This is a genomic window from Caldicoprobacter faecalis (genome assembly GCF_900115765.1).
Classification (GTDB): domain Bacteria; phylum Bacillota; class Clostridia; order Caldicoprobacterales; family Caldicoprobacteraceae; genus Caldicoprobacter; species Caldicoprobacter oshimai.
This window is the reverse complement of sequence record NZ_FOXR01000034.1, coordinates 1-18,916: the sequence shown is the minus strand read 5'-3', so window position 1 is coordinate 18,916 and position 18,916 is coordinate 1. Positions and strand designations below refer to the sequence as shown.

The window sequence follows — 18,916 nt, the reverse complement described above, 5'->3', positions numbered from 1 at the left end:
TCATTTCTTTTTGTGTCATGTTGAATATCTCCTCTCTCATGTATGACATTATATCAGAATAATTTCAATATGACATTATCACAGAATAACAACAGTTAAAAATATAATCCGTTGATCTGTATTTTAAGTATATATATTTTAAATATATATGGACACCCGCCGCCTTTAAAAAGTATAAATCAAAATAGGGACTTATGGGAAAAATATATAGGGAATTTCAACAAAATGATGAAGAGGAGGAATGAAGTTGAAGGTAACCGTTGATCAGGACCTTTGTATAAGCTGTGGGCTGTGTATCAGCACATGTGGGGAGGTATTCCACTGGAATGCCGATGATAAGGCAGAAGCCATAGCCACCGATGTACCGGCCGAGCTGGAACAGGACGTGCAGGAAGCCATGGACAGCTGTCCAACAGGGGCCATTAAACACGCATAGTGCAGCCTGTCTGACAGGGTGATATATAAGCTCGGGAAAATTTGCATAAAAAGAGAGGGGATTCTAAACAGCTCATGTCCCCTCTCTTTTTGTCTGATTAACGGTGGTGCTGTTTTATAAACCGCCCTATATATGTTTTTAATACTTTGTATTGCGAAAAACCGGACAGTTCATATCCCGCTTTATACATTCGTCATTGCTCCGCTTTGGACACCTTTAAGCGTACGGTTTTGATTTCAAAGGGCCTGAAGTCCAGTTCTATATTGTTGTCCCGGACTACCAGCTCTTTTTCGGTATTTTCGAGCATGTCGGTTTGTTCGGCTCCTGCAATGGGGAATGCTACCGACAGGGTGCAACGCGTGGCCGTGCGTTTGGATTCGTACAGCCGCAGTATTATATCATTTGAGCCATCTTCGGGCACCTTAACGGTTTCAAGGATTATATTGGCGGCGTCCAGCGAGAATAGCGAAGCAGACTTTTCAGCGGCGCCGTTGACCACCATCACAGGACAGTTGAGGTCATATGCCTCGCGGATTACGTCGCTTTTCGCAAAGCTACCGTTCCATGCATAGAACGAATAGGTAAAGTGCTGGATGCCCTTGTCGGCGTTCATGTCGGGTGCCAGCGGTGCCCTAAGGAGCGTCAGGTTGATGCTGTTGCCTAGGGTGTTTACTCCGTATTTGCAGTCGTTTAACACTGCAAACCCACGGTTTTCTTCCATAAGGGCCGTCCATTTATGGTTGCACACCTCAAATCGGTCAGCATCAAACGGCCGCGATTTGTGGTTGGGGCGTTTCAAGTGGCCAAACTGTATTTCGTGTACGCCCTCGTTTGTATGAATATTTACCGGAAAGGCCACTTTCAGCAGCTTGTGGGATTCCTGCCAGTCAATTGTGGTCACAAAGTCCACACGCCTGCTGTTGCGCCGCAAGATGATGTCCTGGGTCATGAGGGAATTGTGCAACTTCCTTTTGACCCTGAGAATGGCCATCAGAGGGCCTTGGGATACCACCTCAAACGAAGCGGGCTCATTCAGCTCAACCGGCGTTAAGCTATACATGCTGTCGATATCCCATGCATCCCAGTGGCTGGGAACGTCCTTGTACATCTTGAAACTGTTACAAGGCCCGGCGGCAAGCTCGCGGTCAGCCTCTTTATCAAATATGCTCACTATTTCGCCTTTATCGTTGAACTCTATGCGCAAAAACTCGTTCTCCATCGAATGCGGGGTAACCTTGAGGGCACTTTCGATTGCCTTCCCATTTCCGGGATACAGGGTAATCCATCCGCAGGAGGGCACTTCGACCTCGGCTAGCAGGCCATCGTCAGATTGCTGAACCGGCAAGGGCTGCCCGTCGGCCAGCACAGCGCCTTTAAATTCCTTGGGCAGTGGCACTATGGCAGTCCTATTCCATGAGAGGGAATTGAATACCGTAATTGCCTTTTCCGATGCTCGTTCCAACAGGCTGGAAGCGGCCTCTTCTGCTATCTTTTTGGCGGTGGAGATTACCCTTTCATAATCTGCTTCGGCTTCCTCATATACCCTTTGGATGGATGAACCCGGCAAGATGTCGTGGAACTGGTTGAGCAGCACGGTCTTCCATGCCTGGTCCACGGTTTGAAGCGGGAAGGCGTATCCTTTAAGCGCTCTGGCGGTTGCTCCCCATATCTCAGCTTCCCTGAGGGCTATTTCGCTCTTGCGGTTGCCTCTCTTGGTCCTGGCTTGGGAAGTGTAAGTGCCGCGGTGTGCCTGGAAGTAAAGTTCACCCACATACCTGTTTTCGGGGAACCCTCGCTTTTCAAGGTCGTGGAAGAATTCCAATGGGTGGCATATCTTTGTCCTGGGTACTCCTTCCAGGTCCTTGCACCGCCTTAAGTATTCCAGGTGGTCGCGCGTTGGGCCACCGCCGCCATCTCCATGGCCGAATGGAAGCAGGCGCGTGGATATCCCATCCTTCTGGACGCGCTCGTTCCAGCGCTGAATCAGCGTAGCCGGGTTGGTATGGGAGTTGTAGTCGTTGTGCAGGTGCACCAAAATCTCAGAGCCATCTATTCCTTCCCATATGAAGGTGTTGTAGGGGAACGGTTCACCGCCGGTGTATGCGCCCCAGAATATCTTTTGGGTAGAAAAATATTTGATGCCACATCCTTTCATGATCTGAGGGAGAGCGGCTGAATAGCCAAATACGTCGGGGAGCCAGCACAGCTGGCTGTCTATGCCGAACTCCTCTTTGAAAAAGCGTTTCCCGTGTATGAACTGCCTGATCAGGCTTTCGCCGCCGGATATGTTGGTGTCGGCCTCAACCCACATTCCGCCTTCCGGGATGAACTGACCCCTTTTGACGGCTTCCTTGATCCTTTCGTAAAGCTCAGGATAGCGCTGCTTCACCATCATGTAAAGGTGAGGCTGACTCTGCAAGAACTTGTATTCCGGATATTCTTCCATTAAAGCCAGCTGGGTTGCAAAGGTACGGGCACATTTTCTCTCGGTTTCGGCCAGCGGCCACAGCCAGGCCACATCTATGTGTGAATGCCCGAATGCAAACATGATGGGAGCAGTAGAGCCGTTAACGCACTCTAAAAGGGGTTTTAAACGCTCCCTTCCGGCGCGAATGGTTTTCATCATTTCCTCATATGGCAATTCAAAGTCTACTATTAAAGTAAAGTCTTTAAGGCCGGCGTCGATTTCGGCCACCCTCAATGAATTGGGATCCAGGTTTTCGCGGACCTCAAACAGGGTTTGCACATCAAGCCACAGCTGGTAGACCTCTTCCTCCCAGATGCCATAGGTGCTCTTTCCCACTACAGCTTGGGTAGGGCCGGGTTCGGGAACGGTGATGCGTCCCGGCGGTGTAGGGCCTACGCTGGCTACTCTGGGGCCGTGACCGGCATAAGCCTCTACCAGTATCTCATACTGTTGCCCCGGAACCCCGTTCATGGTCAATGTGACCTCGTGGTGTTCATTGTCTTTTGCTCCTGCGTTCTTGCCATTCACATATATGGCGCTTTCTCCACCAACGTCGACTTTCAGCACGATGCGTTTGCCTGCTGCTTCATCTGGCAGGGTTATAGTGCTCCTGAACCAACCGTATTCCCACTTTGCACCCCATCTTGTACCCTGTGGCATGGGAGAAAAGTTTCCTTTTAACGCTTCCCTGTAGGTGAGCTGCTGCTTTGTGGTAAACCCTTCCCACTCAACTTCACCTAGGGGTATGTAGAAATGACGGGTGAGCTCGTTTTTCCAGCTCAGTATCCTGTGTCTCCATTCAGGACTTAAAGACATGATGATATCACCTCATCTGACTTTTTTATTTGTGTTTACCATCCTAGACGATTTTAGGAATATGGCCTACCAACGGTTTAGTTAAATGTTTGCTTCGGCTGTTTCCACGTTTCGTGTTTAAAATGAGGGATTGCTGGTGGAGAGATACTGCAACATCTAGAATTAGATAGCTAAGTTAAATTATAATAGCAAAGTAAAGATATTACAATAGCATTTCGTCAAATCGATTTGGTACCGGCTATGTGCAAAAGTTTAAGATTAATACGGCACTTAAGTTTTTCTCTAAATAGGATATAGCAAAAAAGCAGTCATTGCAATGACTGCTTTTGATGGATTTCTGAATTTTACCGCGTCACCATGGTGCCAATCCCTTTATCGGTGAATATCTCAAGAAGGATAGGGTGGGGGATGGTGCCGTTGACTATGTGAGTGCGTTTGACGCCCCGCTCAATGCTCTTTATGCACCCCTTTACCTTTGGTATCATGCCGCCGGTGATTATACCCTTGTCTATCAGGTCGTACACCTCTTCTACCGTTATGACCGATATGACTGATTCGGGGTCTTGTGGGTCTTTCCTTATCCCATCGACGTCGGTGAGAAATATCAGCTTTTCGGCTTTTAGAGCCGCAGCCACCTCTCCCGCTACCGTATCGGCGTTTATATTGTAGCTGTGCCCGTCAGGGCCTACGCCTATGGGGGCAATTACGGGGATGTACTCATCCCTTGCCAGTATCTCCAGCACTTTGCAGTTTATATTTTTGATCTTCCCCACATAGCCCAGGTCTACTCCATCTATGGGTTCCATGGGCTCTACTTCTATTAGGTTAGCATCTTTCCCGCACAGGCCTATGGCTTTGCCCCCCAGGAAATTGAGCTGGGATACTATATCCTTGTTGATCTTTCCCGTCAGTACCATTTGCACTACTTCCATGGCTTCCTTTGTTGTAATGCGCAGTCCCTTGTAAAATTTCGATGGGATGTTTAAAGCCTCAAGCATTTTGGTGATCTCGGGCCCACCGCCGTGCACCACAATTGGGTTTACTCCCACGTATTTGAGAAGGGTGATATCCTGCATGATGGTACGGCTTATGTCGTCGCTTATCATGGCATTTCCGCCGTACTTTATAACAACGGTTTTGCCGCTGAGCTGCTGTATATAAGGCAAGGCCTCGGTTAAGATGTTGGCCTTGTGAATTAATGTATCCATAATCGTTCTCCTCTCCCCTAAGCTTTCTCTATAAATATATTGGCTTCTTATTTGGGCTGAAAATTTTGATTATCCTAAAATATCCTATTTTAGAGGTACCATCCAGGATTTCGCAGCCCGGTGGTCTCGTCCAGATCAAACAGTATATTCATGTTTTGCACAGCTTGTCCCCCTGCGCCTTTTATCAGGTTATCTATTGCTGCCACGACTATTATCCGGTTGGTGCGCCTGTCAACCACAAACCCGATGTGACAGTTGTTTGAGCCGTTGACGTGCTTTATCTCGGGAAGGCTCCCTTCCTGGTGAAGGGTTATAAACGGCTCGCCGGCGTAAAACTCGCTGTACAGGCTGTAAACATCTCCAAAGGTCAGCGATTTTTTCAGATTGGCGTATATGGTGCTCAAAATCCCCCGTTTTACAGGCAAAAGATGCGGGGTAAAGGATAACGCGACCTCCCTTTGGGCCAGTATGCTGAGTTCCTGCTCTATCTCGGAGGTGTGGCGGTGAGTTGCCACCTTGTACGCTTTTATGTTTTCATCCACTTCGCAAAAGTGAAGGGCCTGTGACGGCTCCCTGCCCGCACCTGTTGCTCCGGATTTGGCGTCAATGATGATGGAATTTAAGTCAATTAGCCCCTGCTTTACCAGTGGAGCCAGCCCCAGTATGGCACATGTGGGATAGCAGCCGGGGTTGCCTATCAGCCTGGCTGTTTTGATCTCATCCCTGTGCAATTCCGGAAGCCCATACACAGACGCTTGCAGCATGTCTGGGCTCATGTGACGGATGCCGTACCACTTTTCATATACTTCGGCTGATTTGTATCGAAAATCGCCGCTTAGGTCAATTACCTTTTTACCCCTTTCGTACAAAGCCGGGATCACCTGGTTTGAAATCCCGTGGGGCAGCGAGGTGAATACGACATCGCTTTCTTTGGCGATTTTGTCGATGTCAAGCTGGCTACACGCCTTGTCAAGCAGCCCTTTGAAATTTGGGTATATGTCGGATATGGGCTGTTCAGCAAAGCTCTGGGATACAAGATGCACAAGCTCCACCTTTGGATGGGAGTAGAGCAGCCTCACCAGCTCTATTCCGGCATATCCAGTTGCGCCGACAACGCTAACCCTGATCAACGCTGTGCCCCCCTTTGATTTTTAATGGATATGTTATAATTATACATATTATTGCATAAAAATACAACATATTGAATGTGCTTTAAAAAATTTTTGCTCCTCATAGCTGATGTGTTCCATATAGTAGTTTTTTATTGAAATGGGCCGTGATAAGTGATAAAGTACTGATGTGGAAGAAGGATATTAAACATTTATGCAATACTCTCAAAAACAATTGTGGTTTTTTTGTTAATAATATCTATAGTCAGATTGTTCTGGAGACATTATAATATAATCATAGTCGATATTTAATTTTTAAGCTTTGCATCCAAGGGGTGCGGAAAATACTATTATGGAGGGGTTTAAATGGCAAGCGTAACTTTTAGAAACGTGTCTAAGGTATATCCAGGAGGGGTCACTGCCGTAAGCAATTTTAACCTTGATATTGCTGATAAGGAGTTTATAGTTCTGGTAGGCCCTTCTGGATGTGGAAAGACTACTACACTGCGTATGGTTGCTGGGCTGGAGGAGATCACAGAAGGGGAACTCTACATCGGCGATAGATTGGTCAACGATGTGGCTCCCAAAGACAGGGATATAGCGATGGTTTTCCAGAACTACGCTCTGTATCCTCATATGACAGTGTATGACAATATGGCTTTCGGTCTCAAGCTCAGGAAGGTACCAAAGGCTGAAATAGACCGGCGCGTAAGGGAAGCCGCACGGATGCTGGATATTGAGCATCTCTTGAATAGAAAGCCCAAGGCTCTGTCGGGTGGACAGAGACAGAGGGTGGCTGTAGGACGTGCTATAGTCCGTGAACCTAAGGTGTTCTTGATGGATGAGCCGTTGTCCAACTTGGATGCAAAACTGAGGGTGCAGATGAGAACCGAGCTTACAAAGCTGCATCAGAGATTGCAAACCACCTTCATCTACGTAACGCACGATCAGACCGAAGCTATGACCATGGGTACGCGCATTGTTGTCATGAAGGATGGATTCATCCAGCAGGTAGACACACCTCAGAACCTGTACGACTATCCCGTCAACTTGTTCGTAGCAGGATTTATCGGTAGCCCGCAGATGAACTTCATCAATGTGCATCTGGTAAAAGAGGGCGATGACGTATACGCCGTATTTGAGGACAACAAGATCAAGGTTCCGGCAGGCAAGGTAAGGAAATTTAAAGATCCTTCCTACATTGGTAAAGAAGTAATAATGGGTATTCGTCCTGAGGACCTCCATGATGAGGAGATATTCTTGGCCAGCGCTGCAGACAGCACCGTAAAGGCCCATGTGGATGTTGTAGAGCTCCTGGGTTCTGAGACCTATCTGTACCTGACGGTATCGGGCAGGAACCTGGTGGCAAGGGTTAACCCGAGGTCCAAGGCAAGAGTGGGCGATACCATCAAGATTGCCTTTGATACCAACAAGCTGCACTTCTTTGATAAGGATACAGAAGAGACCATATTGCTCAGATAAATTTCTTAAAAAAAAGAGGATTTTTTGTAAAAAAGCAGAAATATTGTCTTAATGGATAATATTTCTGCTTTTTTTATTGCATGAATTCATGTTATACTTATATTTGGGTGGTAATATTATGCTAACCGAACAGAGGATGCAAAAGATACTGGACAAGGTAGCGCGTAACATCCAGGTAACGACCGATATCGTGGATCCAGCAGGGATGATTGTGGCCAGTAGCGACAGAAAGAGAGTGGGACAGGCCGAGCCGGTTGTGAGGGACTACGATGCCATAAACGGCAAGCTCACCTTTGTCCACAATGGCAGGACTTATATGAGGTTCACCGTTGATAAGACCATAGCTTATTTTATAGCCATGGATGGTGTAAGCAAGGTCACGAGAAATTACTGCATGCTGATTGCATCGATCATTGAGCTGTACTTGAAGTCCAATATACAGAAGCTTAATCGAGAAGAGGTTGTGCGCAGGATTATACTGGATCAGGTGTCCGACCTTGAACTTCAGGAGTTGGCTCGGGAGTATAAGCTGGAGCCCGATGTGGCGCGATGTGTATTCGTCATACGTACTGCCAGCATGGAAGCCGAACAGGTCTACAAGCTGCTTTTAAAGGTCTTCCCCAAAAGTCAGGGAGATATTCTGATATTGTTTGACAGCCGAACCGTAATACTGGTTAAACTGGTGTTTGACGAGATGGATGAGGATGAGCTGGAGCAGATGGCAGCCGCTATGGAAGAGACCATACTCAATGAAATCACCGTGAGGATCTGCATTGGAATAGGCAAGACCAAGCCCAGCATTTTTGAGCTGAGGGAATCGTACCTTGAAGCCATGCAGGCCATAGAAGTAGGGTTGATGTACGACGTGACCGGTCGAATATACAGATATGACAGCTTGCTTCTGGAGCGGTTTCTGCACGAGATTCCCCTGCAAATTTCACAGAAATACTGTGAAGCGATTTTTAACGAAGAAGCCAGAAAAGTGCTCAATGAAGAGATGATAACCACCATTAATAAATTTTTTGAAAACAATTTGAACTTGAGCGAGACAGCCAGGCAGCTTTATATTCACCGTAACACCCTGGTGTATCGCCTGGACAAGATACAAAAAGCACTGGGGCTTGACCTGAGAAACTTTCATGATGCGGTTACATTCAAAATAATGATGATGCTAGAGAAGCAGAAACGGGAGTGTTACTCTTGATACAGTTTAGAAATGTGACAAAGGTTTATCCAAATGGTCTGTGTGCGCTATCAAATGTAAACTTTACAATTGCAAATGGCGAGTTTGTGTTTATAGTGGGGGCTAGCGGCGCAGGTAAGACCACGCTGATAAAATTGCTCCTTAAGGAGATTGAGCCCACATCTGGCAGCATAATTGTGGATGACGTTGACTTATCATCTTTAAGGAGGAAGGAAATTCCGTATTATCGCCGCAAGCTGGGAGTGGTGTTCCAGGACTTCAGGCTGCTCCCCGACAGGACGGCCTATGAAAACGTGGCTTTTGCCATGGAGATCGTGGGGGCTTCTCCAAAGGAGATCCGCAGGAGAGTGCCAGCTGTATTGAGTATGGTAGGGCTGGGTTCAAAAGCCCATGCTTACCCACATCAGCTGTCGGGCGGCGAACAGCAGAGGGTGGCTCTTGCCAGGGCCCTTGTGAATAATCCCTCAATTCTCATCGCGGACGAGCCCACCGGCAATCTGGATCCTGTAACTGCCATGGAGATCATGAAAATAATAAATCTGATATAAATCGTCGAGGGACTACCGTAATCATGGCCACTCATGCCAAGAGCATCGTCAACGCCATGCGAAAACGGGTGCTTCAATTCCGTAAGGGGGTTTTGATCAAGGACGAGCAGGAAGGGGGATATTTTGATGAGCCTTAGGAGCTGGAGGTTTTTTGTTTATCACGGGTTCCAAAATATCCTTCGCAATCGCGTCATGTCGCTGGCGTCAGTCACTGCCATAATGGTTGCGCTGATCGTCCTGGGGCTTATACTGGTTATCGTTGTCAACCTGGATGTGATGATGAAAGAAGTGGAATCCAAGATGGAGATTACTCTGTTTTTGAAAGACGGCGTGACCGACAGTGAACGCTCCGGTTTGGAAAATGAGATAAGCAGCTGGCAAGGCGTTTACGATGTTGAGTTTGTCTCCAAGCATCAGGCTCTTGAGGAATGGAAGCGCCAGCTGGGCGATAAGGGAAACCTGCTGGACGGGTATACCGGAGAGAACAATCCTTTGCCCGACTCCTTTTTGGTTAAAATAGAAAAGCCGGAATACGTGAATGCTATTGTGGAAAAGGCAAAAGGGATCCCTGCCATTGAAGAGGTGAACTACAGCAGCAAGGTGGCCGAGTTTATAGAATGGCTTGCACGGACTATCCGGTTGGTGGGCATGGGCCTTGTGGCTGTCCTGGCGAGTGTGGCTGCCATTATCATCAGCAATACCGTCAGGTTGACGGTGTATTCCAGAAGAAGAGAGATAGGGATCATGAAGTACATTGGAGCCACCGATTGGTTTATCCGCTGGCCTTTTATAATCGAAGGGCTCATCCTGGGAGTGATGGGCAGCATAATAGCCACAGGAGTTGTGGCTTTAGGATATAAATACCTGCTTGACAGGAGCAGCTATATAAACATGAGGTGGGGATATCTGGGGATATTTAAACTGCTGCCATTGAATGAAGTAATGCTGTATGTCCTTGAAGCTTCTTTGCTGGTGGGGGCATGTGTGGGCGTGTTGGCCAGCTGCCTGTCCATCAGAAAGCACTTGAGGGTATAAATGTTGGCATTGTGCCCTACTATTATGCCCTACTTCATATGATTTTTTTGATCAAAAGGTGGACATGCTTATCAAGCGGGCTTGCCGGTATTTTTGCTATGGTAAGATATGATGGCGGACAAATCGAGCTGATGGATATCAAGACATAGATGATGGCTGGTTTGTCAATCCCGCTGCTCTGCTGTCAAGTGCAGAAAGACAACGTGTAGATGCTGTAAACATGAACAAACGCGTATGGGGGTGAAGGGGATGCGATACAGGGTTGTTGCATTGCTATGCGTTGTTTTGTTTGTTTTTACAGGGGTTACCGCCATGGCGGCTTCCAACATCGATGAGAAGAAACAGGAGCTCAATGAAGTCAATGAAGAGATAAAGAATACTGAAGAGCAGCTGGAAGAGGTCAAGCAACAACAAAATGAGGTAACTGCCAGGCTGCAGGATATAGAAAAGCAGCTTAAACAAAAGGAACAGGAGCTAAATAAGCTTGAAAAAGAGCTGCAATCTACGCAGGAGAAGCTGGAGGCAACGCGCAAGGAGCTTGAGAGGGCTATTGAGGAGGCCGAAAAGCAGGAAAAGCTGATGGCTGATCGAATAAGGGCCATATACATGAATGGGGTCCCTTCATATCTGGAGCTGCTCTTGGAAGCGAAAAGCATAAACGAGTTTTTGGATCGAATGTCCATGGTGCAGCAGCTGATAGCTTTTGATATCCAGGTTCTTGACCAGATGAGACAGTACAGGGATCAGGTGGATAAAAAGCGGGCCGAACTGGAGGAATTGGAGCAATCGCTTACACAAAAAAAGCAGGCAGTAGCCAGACAAAAGGCGGAGATCGAACAAAAGAAGAAGGAGCAGAGCTTACTGTTGCAGCAATTGAAGGAGCAGGAAGAGCGTTATAAACGCGACTTGGAGGAGCTGGAAAGAACGTCAAAGGAACTTGAAAAGACCATCCAACAATTGCTCAGGCAGCTGGAGGAACAGCGTAAAAGGCAGGCCCAGTCTAGAGGAGGCGGGGATACCAGCAGCCAACAACAAACCGGCAGTCAATATACAGGTGGGATACTGGCGTGGCCGGTTCCAGGGTTTTATACTATAACCTCGCCCTTTGGTTATCGTGTACACCCTGTTTATGGTACCAGAAGGCTACATACGGGCATAGATATAGGTTCAAATTATGGAAGCGGGCAAAGCATATACGGCCAGAATTTTGTGGCCGGCGCTGATGGAACGGTTATATTTGCAGGGTGGTACGGCGGCTACGGCAACTGCGTAATAATCGAACATGGAGGAGGTATAACCACACTTTATGCCCATGGTTCGCAAATCCTAGTATCGGCGGGGCAGCAGGTAAAACGAGGGCAGCCGGTGATGAAGGTGGGCAGCACGGGTATATCCACTGGTCCCCATGCGCATTTTGAGGTGAGAAAGAATGGGGTGCCTGTTAATCCTCTACCGTATTTGGGGCGGTGAGCCGCACTCAGTATATAGGCCAGAGAAGAGCTGGTTCTTCTCTGGCCTTTGGTTTTCTCTTTAAAAAATTTAAAAAAGTATTTTGAAAAGTCCGGAGAAGATGGTATAATAAAGCCAAAATCTAAGTATATATAATTTCATGTTGACAATATTTGTATTCAGTATTAAGGAGGAATATTCTTAGATGATAAGCAAGAAAGCCGCTGCATGGGGCGCAGTCGTCATCATCGTCATCACCGCATTTTTTTCGTCCTTTTTAACCTTTCAGGTCAGCAAGTATATCGACATACAAACTGGAAACAGGTATGTGGTAAGCAGGGAAGTGTATCAGCTGCTTGAAAAGTATCAGACCCTTGAAGAAGTGAGACAGGCCATTGAGAGGGACTATATAGAGGAGCCTGATCAGGATAAGCTGTTTGTTGGCGCTATAAAGGGCATGGCAGCCGCTCTGGGCGACCCATATACCACTTATTTTACCGCGGAGGAGTACAAGGAATTTATCGTGCAGACGCAGGGGAGCTACGCGGGCGTGGGCCTTATGGTTACGGTGGATGAGAAAGACAACCTCATAACCGTCGTCAGGGCTTTTAAGGATAGCCCCGCTGCCAAAGCCGGAATACAGCAGGGGGATAAGATCATCAAGGTTGAGGACGTGGAAGTGGACGGGAGCCAACTGGAGAAGGCAGTTAGCATGATGAAAGGAGAGCCGGGAACGAAGGTAAATATTACCATTTTACGGGATGGCCAGACTCTTAATTTTACTCTGGAACGAGCGGTTATCGAGATTCCTGACATGGAATACAGGATGTTAGACGGCCAAATCGGCTATATATGGCTGTACCAGTTTGACGAAAACTCGCCAAAGAATTTCAAGAATGCTATTGAAGAGCTTAAAGGTCAGGGGATGAAAGGGCTTATTTTGGATTTGCGTGGCAATCCTGGCGGCCTGCTGGAGGCCTGCACTGAAATTGCCGATATATTGCTGCCCGAAGGGTTAATCGTGTACAGCGAAAACCGCCAGGGAAGAGGCGAAAAATATTATTCAGACAAAGAATATTTAGGTATCCCTTTGGTGGTGCTTGTCAATGAATACAGCGCCAGCGCTTCCGAGGTACTGTCAGGTGCTATTCAGGATTATGGTGTAGGCACTATAATCGGTAAAACCACCTTTGGCAAGGGATTGGTTCAGGGATTGCGCGGTCCCTTCAGGGACGGGTCGGCTCTCAAGATAACGGTGGCCAAATACTTTACTCCAAAGGGAAGGGATATACATCAAAAAGGCGTCGTACCGGATGTCGAGGTTGACCTGAGCGAGGAGGCCAAGAAGTTCTTAAGAGAAAATCCCGGTAAGGAACTACCCGTGGAACTTGATATTCAGCTGCAAAAGGGTATTGAGGAGATAAGGAAGATGCTTAACGAGAAGAAGTAGGGGGTCTTTGGTTTGGCCTTAGTAAAGCTTATATTTTCTTCTTTTGCGCAGGCTATAACCAGCCTGTTCTTTATAGGCATTGTGATGGTGGCTTATCTGTATATTCAGAGGAATGCGCGTCTGGAAGAGTCATGGTTGGGCGTTCTGCGCAATCCCGTGTCTACCCAGCTGGCCGATGTGGTGCTGTATGGCATGCTTGTGGGGCTGATGGCCAGCGTGCTCATAGTGCTGATTGGCATTGCCATCGATTACAATGCCATACTTTTTATTTGGCCCCTGGCGCTTTTCTTGATGTTGTTCAATCAAAGGTATATATGTTTTTCCTATGCCGGGGGAATAGTTTCGTTGGTTAGCCTGCTTACGGGTTGGCCTAAAGTAGACGTGTCGTCTTTAATTGCTCTTGTGGGAATCTTGCACCTCATGGAGAGCCTGCTTATCATACTGGATGGCTACAAGGACAGCCTCCCTGTATGGATAGAGCACAGGATGTTTAAGCCGGTGGGGGCATACCTCATGCAAAAGGTGTGGCCCATACCACTGGTGGTGCTGGTTATTCCGGAAGCCGGTGCCAGCCTGGCCTCGGGTGGTGGTGTGGCCATGCCTGACTGGTGGCCGCTTTTTAAGCCTCAAAACATGGCGCAGGTGTTTGCCCTTCTGCCCATCGTCGCTGTTTTGGGATACGGTGACATTGCCATAACCCAGCTGCCGAACGAAAGGACGCGGGAGTCGGGGTTCTGGTTGGGGGTGTACAGCACGGCCATTTTAATCATGGCTGTGGTTTCATCACGGGTTTACTGGGTGAAATACGTTGCAGCGGTGAGTGCGCCCCTGTTTCATGAGCTGCTCATCATTTTAAGCAAACGGGGGCAGATGCGGGGCAAGCCGGCTTTTGCGGTGCCATGGAGGGGGCTTAGGGTTCTTGAGGTACTCCCTGAGTCTCCGGCCCAAAAGATGGGCGTACAGCGCGGGGATATATTGCTGAGGCTAAACGGCAGGGATATAAACAGCGAGGATATGTTGCATGAGGTTTTGAGCCAGTGCATGTACTTCATATGGGTGGAAGTGAGGCGTAAGGATAAGGTGTTGACCCTAGAATACCAGGATTACCAGAATCCCATAGAGGACCTTGGTATTATATTCGTTCCGCGTACCACCGGCAGATACTTCCGTGTGGATGAACAAAAGGGTATTATATTTAGGCTATGGAAGCGAATACGACATAGTATGAAAGAGGCACAGAGCCAGTAAGCCGTGTCTCTTTTATTTTTTTAGCTTGCAATTACAAAAGTCCTGTTGGATTGCTTCTGATTTCAATCGGAAGGTGAGCGGCGCTTTTCTTGTGGCTACAATAGTATAATGTAGCACTGACAGGCTGATTTTTAAGCTGATAATTATTGATATATTGTTGACAGATTGACAGAATAAGGCTAGAATATAATTGGCATATGCTAATAAGTTTTGCTTTGCACGGGTAGCCGCAATGTTTGTTACCGGAGAGAGTATTGTATCAATAGTATTGAGCCTTGAATAGGGAAGAAAATTGTTTATCCTGGTGAGTTTAAGAGAAAATGACCATGCGGTTTATGAGTTCACTAGCAGAGTGATAATTTTGATGACTTACATATGGGTAGTTGAGATTTGATGATTTATAGTTTGAATACCCAAGGGGTTAAACTACACATAAAAGGACAATACCTGTCTTTCTATCTTTAACAAAAATTTCAGATAAATGCAAGATCGAGGAAAGGAGATTGTGTATGTCACAGGAAACGCAAAATCCAAACAGAGGGCATGGAAATATCCCTAAGTCGACCAACCCCTACGGCGATATAAAGCACGTGATTGCGGTGATGAGCGGAAAGGGAGGGGTAGGGAAGTCCTCGGTGACGGCGCTGCTTGCTACATGGCTCAAGGAGAAAGGCTATAGAGTGGGAATCCTTGATGCCGACATCACCGGCCCAAGTATACCCAAGCTGTTCGGCATAAAAGGCAAGGCAAAGAGCAGGGAAGGGGCGCTGCTGCCGGCCATCACTGTTAAAGGCATTGAGGTCATGTCGATAAATTTGCTGCTGGATAAGGAAGACCAGCCCGTAATATGGCGGGGGCCCATAATATCGGGGGTCGTCAAACAGTTTTACGAAGAAGTGGACTGGGGTGATTTGGATTTCCTGCTTGTGGACCTGCCGCCTGGAACAGGCGATGCTCCTCTGACGGTTATGCAGTTCCTTCCCCTTGATGGGATAGTGGTGGTGACTTCGCCGCAGGAGCTGGTGGGATTGATTGTAAGGAAGTCCATACATATGGCTAAAACGATGAACGTCCCTGTTGTGGGCTTTGTGGAGAACATGAGCTATCTGCAATGCCCCAAATGCGGAGAGGTTATAGAACTGTTTGGCAGGAGCAAGGGGAAGCAGGTGGAAGAGGAGACAGGGATACCTTTCCTGGGCAGCCTGCCGCTGGTGCCTGATATAACGCGGCTGGGCGACGAAGGGCGGATTGAGCTGGTACATCACCTGTATCCCGACTTTTTCAAACCGGTTGCTGAGAGATTTATGGAGCAGTTTTAAAATTTTTTTGCGTAAAATTATTGACATATGCCCATAATATGAATAGAATATATTTAGGGCATATGCTCAAAATGGTTTTGCGGTTTGTGTTACAGGATTTTAACCGTTTGACCCTGCAATTGTCGAAGCGTTGAAAAACTTTAAGACACCTGTAGAGACAGGAAATGTCCGATTTACAGATGAGGTTAAAGGCATGTGGCACAGGCTTGTAGATGAATTGAAAAAGCTGACTGCGTGAAAAAATGAATTGCGTTACATATGTCTTTACTGTCACCTGCATTTTCAAAAAATGGGAAGAAGGGGGTGTATCTTATGCCCGGCTTTGATGGAACGGGACCTCTGGGGCAAGGACCTATGACCGGTGGAGGGAGAGGATACTGCATAGTTCCTTTAAACAATAATCCCATACCCGGTAGAGGTTGGTTTGGCCCGCACTTTTTCGGACGCGGCAGGGGACGAGGCTACAGGCATTGGTTTTGGGTTACCGGCCTTCCTGGCTGGATACGAGCAGCTTACGGCTATCCCGCCTTTGGCGGCTGGGTAAATCCTTATGTATACCCCTATTATGACGATGCCGGCCAGCCTAAGGAAATTGACATCTTGAAAGAGCAGGCTGAGATGCTCAAGCAGCAGCTGCAAGATATCCAGGACAGGATAAAAGAAATTGAGGAGTCTGAAAAAGAAGACGATAAATAAGTCGGTTGGGGAGGGGAAAATTCCGGGGGTTCCCCTCCCAAAATTTTTGAATTTTATCACTTTAACGATTACGAAAGGAGAGTCGAATTATGAGATGCGCGATTCCAACTGATCAGGGATATGTATCTCTTCATTTTGGCAGATGCGAAAAGTATGTTTTAATAGACATTGAAAACGGGAAAGTTACCACCAGTAGGGTAATAGACAATCCAGGTCACTCTCCCGGGTTTATACCAAGGTTTTTACATGACCAGGGTGTAAATTGTATTCTTTGTGGTGGTATAGGCAAACAGGCGATTCAATTATTGGAGGAATATGGCATTGATGTAATAACAGGGGTGGAGGGCAGCATTGAGGAGGTTATACAAAAGCTCCTTGCAGGCACCCTTAAAGGCGGAGCGAGTTTTTGCCACCACGAATGAGAGATAAATGTTAAGCTCCCCTGCTGAACCCTGCACTTATCACGATGGGCTGCAGTTGAGGGAAATCATAGATATTTAGCGGTATCTCCTGCAGCAGCTTTATGGTGCCATCAAAGTCCTTGACGAGGTCAAGCTTGTTTTCAAAGAGTATTTCCTTTAAGGAGGTGTTTTCCCACTCCACCCACCTTACATATCTTTCCCTTTCTTTGATATAAGCTTCAAAAGAGCTGTTGCCTTTTATCTTTTCTATCACCTCATCGCACAGGAAGAAGTTGCAGACATACGTCCGGTAGCGCGGTGGAAGGGTACAGCCATAGCCGCTCTTGACAAAGGGACAGGCTTTAAAGAATATGGAATGGTCCTGGATACTTCCTGCGTCAATCTTATTCCCGCTTTCCATGTATCTTATATAGCCTTCCTCATCAAAGTATCCCCTGGCATAAATCTCAAAAGGGTGTATCTCGACAGAAGGAAGCCGCCTTATGGTCTCCAGGACTCGCAATCCTTCGAGTGATTTGGCCATCCTCTGTATCTCCAGAAGAGTAAACTTGGGATAGTAATAACAGCAACCCCTGTTTTTAATGCTGCACATGCTTATACCCATGATGCTTGAGCAGTTTTTGCAACCAGTGTAAACATAGCGCGGTACTCCCTGATCTACGCTAACATATATCATTTCCATATCTGACCATCTTCCAGTTCCTTTAAATTTTTTACATTTTTTATTATATTTTTGCTATTGCGATGATGCAAGCTGCAATTTCAGGTTGTATTTCTGGTACAATACTACAGGATCCATCTCTTTTTTATATTTCTTTGTGAGAGATAAAACAACAGGACGGCAAAGGCCAAAAGCATCGATGTGCAGATTTCGACACTCATAATAGAATTTCTTGTAATTGCTCCCTTCAGCATATCGGCTCCGTAGGTTAAAGGCAGACAAAAAGATACGACTTTTAGTATATCCGGAATGTCCTGTAGTGGTATAAACAGCCCGCACAGGAACAGCATGGGAAACCTGAAGAAATTTGAGAAAGTCTGGGCTTCAAACACCTCTTTTGCTGATGTGGCAATCAAGAGCCCCAGTAACGTAGAATTGATTGAGGTGAGCAATACTCCAATAGTGGCTGTACCCCACTTGATGCCGGTTAAATCTGCAAAGAACACTGCAAAAGCGACAGGCACGAAGGCGTTGATGATCCCAAACAAAATTGCCCCCGATATTTTTGCCAGGACAAGGATACCTAAACTGATTGGTGCCAGCAACAGCCTGTCAAACGAACGTCCTCTTCTTTCAAACGTAATTGTAACTGCCAGCATGGAGGTGGTTCCAAACAATATGCTCATTGCCATAAGGCCCGGTAACAATTCTTTTATCTCTACCTTTTGTGATGAACGGATGTACTGCATGAGCGTCCATGAAATCGGAAAAATGATTCCCCAGCTTATGTTTGGCGGTTTGAGGTAATAGGTACGCATGTCTTTTTTCAAGATATTCCAAAATGCAATCCATGTCTTCATTTTTGTTTTTTCACCTCATCCTTTTCAATTCGGTGGCTTGAATGCCAGTTATTCTGACAAATACATCCTCTAGCGTTGGTTTTATTGCCTTTGCTTCGTAGACAGAGATGCCTTTAACGTCGAGGAATTGGAGAACGGGGGATAAGCTTATGGGTTCTTTAGATATGAGCAGGCAGGAGTTTTCCCCTGGAACCTCTACCCGACAATTTTTAAAACTATTCTCAATTTCGGTTTTCAATTTTTTTATATCGTTGCTGAGCTTCAGTTTAATGATATGTTCGTCCTGTACGTTTTGCATGAGCTGTTCCACCGTGCCGGTCTTTACAATTTTACCGTTTACAAGAATTCTGCAGAAAGCCTCGTCCTTGTAGGGCGGGGATGAATGCAAGGGTTGAAACTGAGAACCAAGTGTGATATAATTAAACCAAATCTTGGAATTAAGAAGGTTGGTTTAGAATGAATACCTACAAATCCACACGACATGCTAAATTCCTAATCAACTACCA

At 46.8% G+C, this 18,916-nt stretch carries 16 protein-coding genes and 1 pseudogene; 11 read left to right on the top strand and 6 right to left on the bottom strand.

Annotation, left to right across the window (positions count from 1 at the left end; genetic code table 11):
* Nucleotides 1-241 precede the first annotated feature (241 nt).
* A complete protein-coding gene (locus tag BM241_RS10290; protein WP_394328184.1) occupies nucleotides 242-436 on the top strand; it encodes a ferredoxin in 195 nt (64 codons plus the stop codon).
* A 193-nt stretch (nucleotides 437-629) separates the two neighbouring features.
* On the opposite strand, the gene BM241_RS10285 is transcribed toward BM241_RS10290, so the two are convergent.
* From BM241_RS10285 to argC, 3 genes are all read right to left on the bottom strand, one after another.
* On the bottom strand, nucleotides 630-3,719 hold the full coding sequence (locus tag BM241_RS10285) for an alpha-mannosidase (RefSeq protein ID WP_092282710.1): 3,090 nt from the start codon (nucleotides 3,717-3,719) through the stop codon (nucleotides 630-632).
* Nucleotides 3,720-4,063: 344 nt separating this feature from the next.
* Complete coding sequence (gene argB, locus BM241_RS10280) at nucleotides 4,064-4,927, bottom strand: acetylglutamate kinase (RefSeq protein ID WP_025748273.1); 864 nt, start codon at nucleotides 4,925-4,927, stop codon at nucleotides 4,064-4,066.
* An 89-nt stretch (nucleotides 4,928-5,016) separates the two neighbouring features.
* Nucleotides 5,017-6,057, bottom strand: a complete 1,041-nt coding sequence (gene argC / locus BM241_RS10275; protein WP_025748272.1) for an N-acetyl-gamma-glutamyl-phosphate reductase — start codon at nucleotides 6,055-6,057, stop codon at nucleotides 5,017-5,019.
* A gap of 345 nt (nucleotides 6,058-6,402) precedes the next feature.
* On the opposite strand from argC, the gene BM241_RS10270 reads away from it, so the two are divergent.
* The 10 genes and pseudogenes from BM241_RS10270 to BM241_RS10225 all read left to right on the top strand — a co-directional run bounded on the left by BM241_RS10270 (nucleotide 6,403) and on the right by BM241_RS10225 (nucleotide 16,889).
* Entirely contained in the window at nucleotides 6,403-7,518 is a 1,116-nt protein-coding gene (locus BM241_RS10270) for an ABC transporter ATP-binding protein (protein WP_025748271.1), read from the top strand.
* A gap of 118 nt (nucleotides 7,519-7,636) precedes the next feature.
* Nucleotides 7,637-8,722 (top strand): helix-turn-helix domain-containing protein, encoded by a 1,086-nt coding sequence (locus BM241_RS10265; RefSeq protein ID WP_177206155.1) that lies wholly within the window; start codon nucleotides 7,637-7,639, stop codon nucleotides 8,720-8,722.
* Nucleotides 8,719-9,407, top strand: a pseudogene (gene ftsE, locus BM241_RS10260) (cell division ATP-binding protein FtsE). The gene BM241_RS10265 and the pseudogene ftsE overlap by 4 nt, the downstream one beginning before the upstream one ends.
* Nucleotides 9,397-10,305 (top strand): permease-like cell division protein FtsX, encoded by a 909-nt coding sequence (gene ftsX, locus BM241_RS10255; RefSeq protein ID WP_092282708.1) that lies wholly within the window; start codon nucleotides 9,397-9,399, stop codon nucleotides 10,303-10,305. Before ftsE ends, ftsX begins: the two are co-directional and overlap by 11 nt.
* A gap of 249 nt (nucleotides 10,306-10,554) precedes the next feature.
* Complete coding sequence (locus tag BM241_RS10250) at nucleotides 10,555-11,775, top strand: murein hydrolase activator EnvC family protein (RefSeq protein ID WP_025748268.1); 1,221 nt, start codon at nucleotides 10,555-10,557, stop codon at nucleotides 11,773-11,775.
* A gap of 184 nt (nucleotides 11,776-11,959) precedes the next feature.
* Complete coding sequence (locus BM241_RS10245; protein WP_092282707.1) at nucleotides 11,960-13,204, top strand: S41 family peptidase; 1,245 nt, start codon at nucleotides 11,960-11,962, stop codon at nucleotides 13,202-13,204.
* A gap of 12 nt (nucleotides 13,205-13,216) precedes the next feature.
* The gene (locus BM241_RS10240) at nucleotides 13,217-14,452 is read left to right on the top strand and encodes a PDZ domain-containing protein (RefSeq protein ID WP_092282706.1); all 1,236 of its coding nucleotides are present in this window, start codon (nucleotides 13,217-13,219) and stop codon (nucleotides 14,450-14,452) included.
* 509 nt (nucleotides 14,453-14,961) lie between these two features.
* Nucleotides 14,962-15,771, top strand: coding sequence for an Mrp/NBP35 family ATP-binding protein (locus tag BM241_RS10235; RefSeq protein WP_025748265.1), 810 nt, complete (start codon nucleotides 14,962-14,964; stop codon nucleotides 15,769-15,771).
* A gap of 312 nt (nucleotides 15,772-16,083) precedes the next feature.
* Entirely contained in the window at nucleotides 16,084-16,467 is a 384-nt protein-coding gene (locus BM241_RS10230) for a DUF5320 domain-containing protein (protein WP_092282705.1), read from the top strand.
* 89 nt (nucleotides 16,468-16,556) lie between these two features.
* Nucleotides 16,557-16,889: a NifB/NifX family molybdenum-iron cluster-binding protein gene (locus BM241_RS10225; protein ID WP_092282704.1), complete on the top strand. Its 333-nt coding sequence runs from the start codon at nucleotides 16,557-16,559 to the stop codon at nucleotides 16,887-16,889.
* Nucleotides 16,890-16,899: 10 nt separating this feature from the next.
* Here the strand turns inward: BM241_RS10225 and BM241_RS10220 are convergent, their stop codons facing one another.
* From BM241_RS10220 to BM241_RS10210, 3 genes are all read right to left on the bottom strand, one after another.
* Nucleotides 16,900-17,571 (bottom strand): hypothetical protein, encoded by a 672-nt coding sequence (locus BM241_RS10220; RefSeq protein WP_025748264.1) that lies wholly within the window; start codon nucleotides 17,569-17,571, stop codon nucleotides 16,900-16,902.
* 104 nt (nucleotides 17,572-17,675) lie between these two features.
* The gene (locus tag BM241_RS10215; RefSeq protein ID WP_092282703.1) at nucleotides 17,676-18,410 is read right to left on the bottom strand and encodes an ABC transporter permease; all 735 of its coding nucleotides are present in this window, start codon (nucleotides 18,408-18,410) and stop codon (nucleotides 17,676-17,678) included.
* A 10-nt stretch (nucleotides 18,411-18,420) separates the two neighbouring features.
* Nucleotides 18,421-18,708 carry a hypothetical protein gene (locus tag BM241_RS10210; protein WP_177206154.1) on the bottom strand — a complete coding sequence of 96 codons (288 nt, stop codon included), beginning with the start codon at nucleotides 18,706-18,708 and terminating at the stop codon, nucleotides 18,421-18,423.
* Between the last annotated feature and the right edge of the window lie 208 nt (nucleotides 18,709-18,916).

What these genes read in the sequence shown, in the direction of transcription:
- BM241_RS10290 (WP_394328184.1), top strand. Translation starts at nt 242, where the DNA reads ATGAAGTTGAAGGTAACCGTTGATCAGGACCTTTGTATAAGCTGTGGG.
- BM241_RS10285 (WP_092282710.1), bottom strand. Translation starts at nt 3,719, where the DNA reads ATGTCTTTAAGTCCTGAATGGAGACACAGGATACTGAGCTGGAAAAAC.
- argB (WP_025748273.1), bottom strand. Translation starts at nt 4,927, where the DNA reads ATGGATACATTAATTCACAAGGCCAACATCTTAACCGAGGCCTTGCCT.
- BM241_RS10270 (WP_025748271.1), top strand. Translation starts at nt 6,403, where the DNA reads ATGGCAAGCGTAACTTTTAGAAACGTGTCTAAGGTATATCCAGGAGGG.
- BM241_RS10265 (WP_177206155.1), top strand. Translation starts at nt 7,637, where the DNA reads ATGCTAACCGAACAGAGGATGCAAAAGATACTGGACAAGGTAGCGCGT.
- ftsX (WP_092282708.1), top strand. Translation starts at nt 9,397, where the DNA reads ATGAGCCTTAGGAGCTGGAGGTTTTTTGTTTATCACGGGTTCCAAAAT.
- BM241_RS10250 (WP_025748268.1), top strand. Translation starts at nt 10,555, where the DNA reads ATGCGATACAGGGTTGTTGCATTGCTATGCGTTGTTTTGTTTGTTTTT.
- BM241_RS10245 (WP_092282707.1), top strand. Translation starts at nt 11,960, where the DNA reads ATGATAAGCAAGAAAGCCGCTGCATGGGGCGCAGTCGTCATCATCGTC.
- BM241_RS10235 (WP_025748265.1), top strand. Translation starts at nt 14,962, where the DNA reads ATGTCACAGGAAACGCAAAATCCAAACAGAGGGCATGGAAATATCCCT.
- BM241_RS10230 (WP_092282705.1), top strand. Translation starts at nt 16,084, where the DNA reads ATGCCCGGCTTTGATGGAACGGGACCTCTGGGGCAAGGACCTATGACC.
- BM241_RS10225 (WP_092282704.1), top strand. Translation starts at nt 16,557, where the DNA reads ATGAGATGCGCGATTCCAACTGATCAGGGATATGTATCTCTTCATTTT.
- BM241_RS10220 (WP_025748264.1), bottom strand. Translation starts at nt 17,571, where the DNA reads ATGGAAATGATATATGTTAGCGTAGATCAGGGAGTACCGCGCTATGTT.
- BM241_RS10215 (WP_092282703.1), bottom strand. Translation starts at nt 18,410, where the DNA reads ATGAAGACATGGATTGCATTTTGGAATATCTTGAAAAAAGACATGCGT.
- BM241_RS10210 (WP_177206154.1), bottom strand. Translation starts at nt 18,708, where the DNA reads ATGCAAAACGTACAGGACGAACATATCATTAAACTGAAGCTCAGCAAC.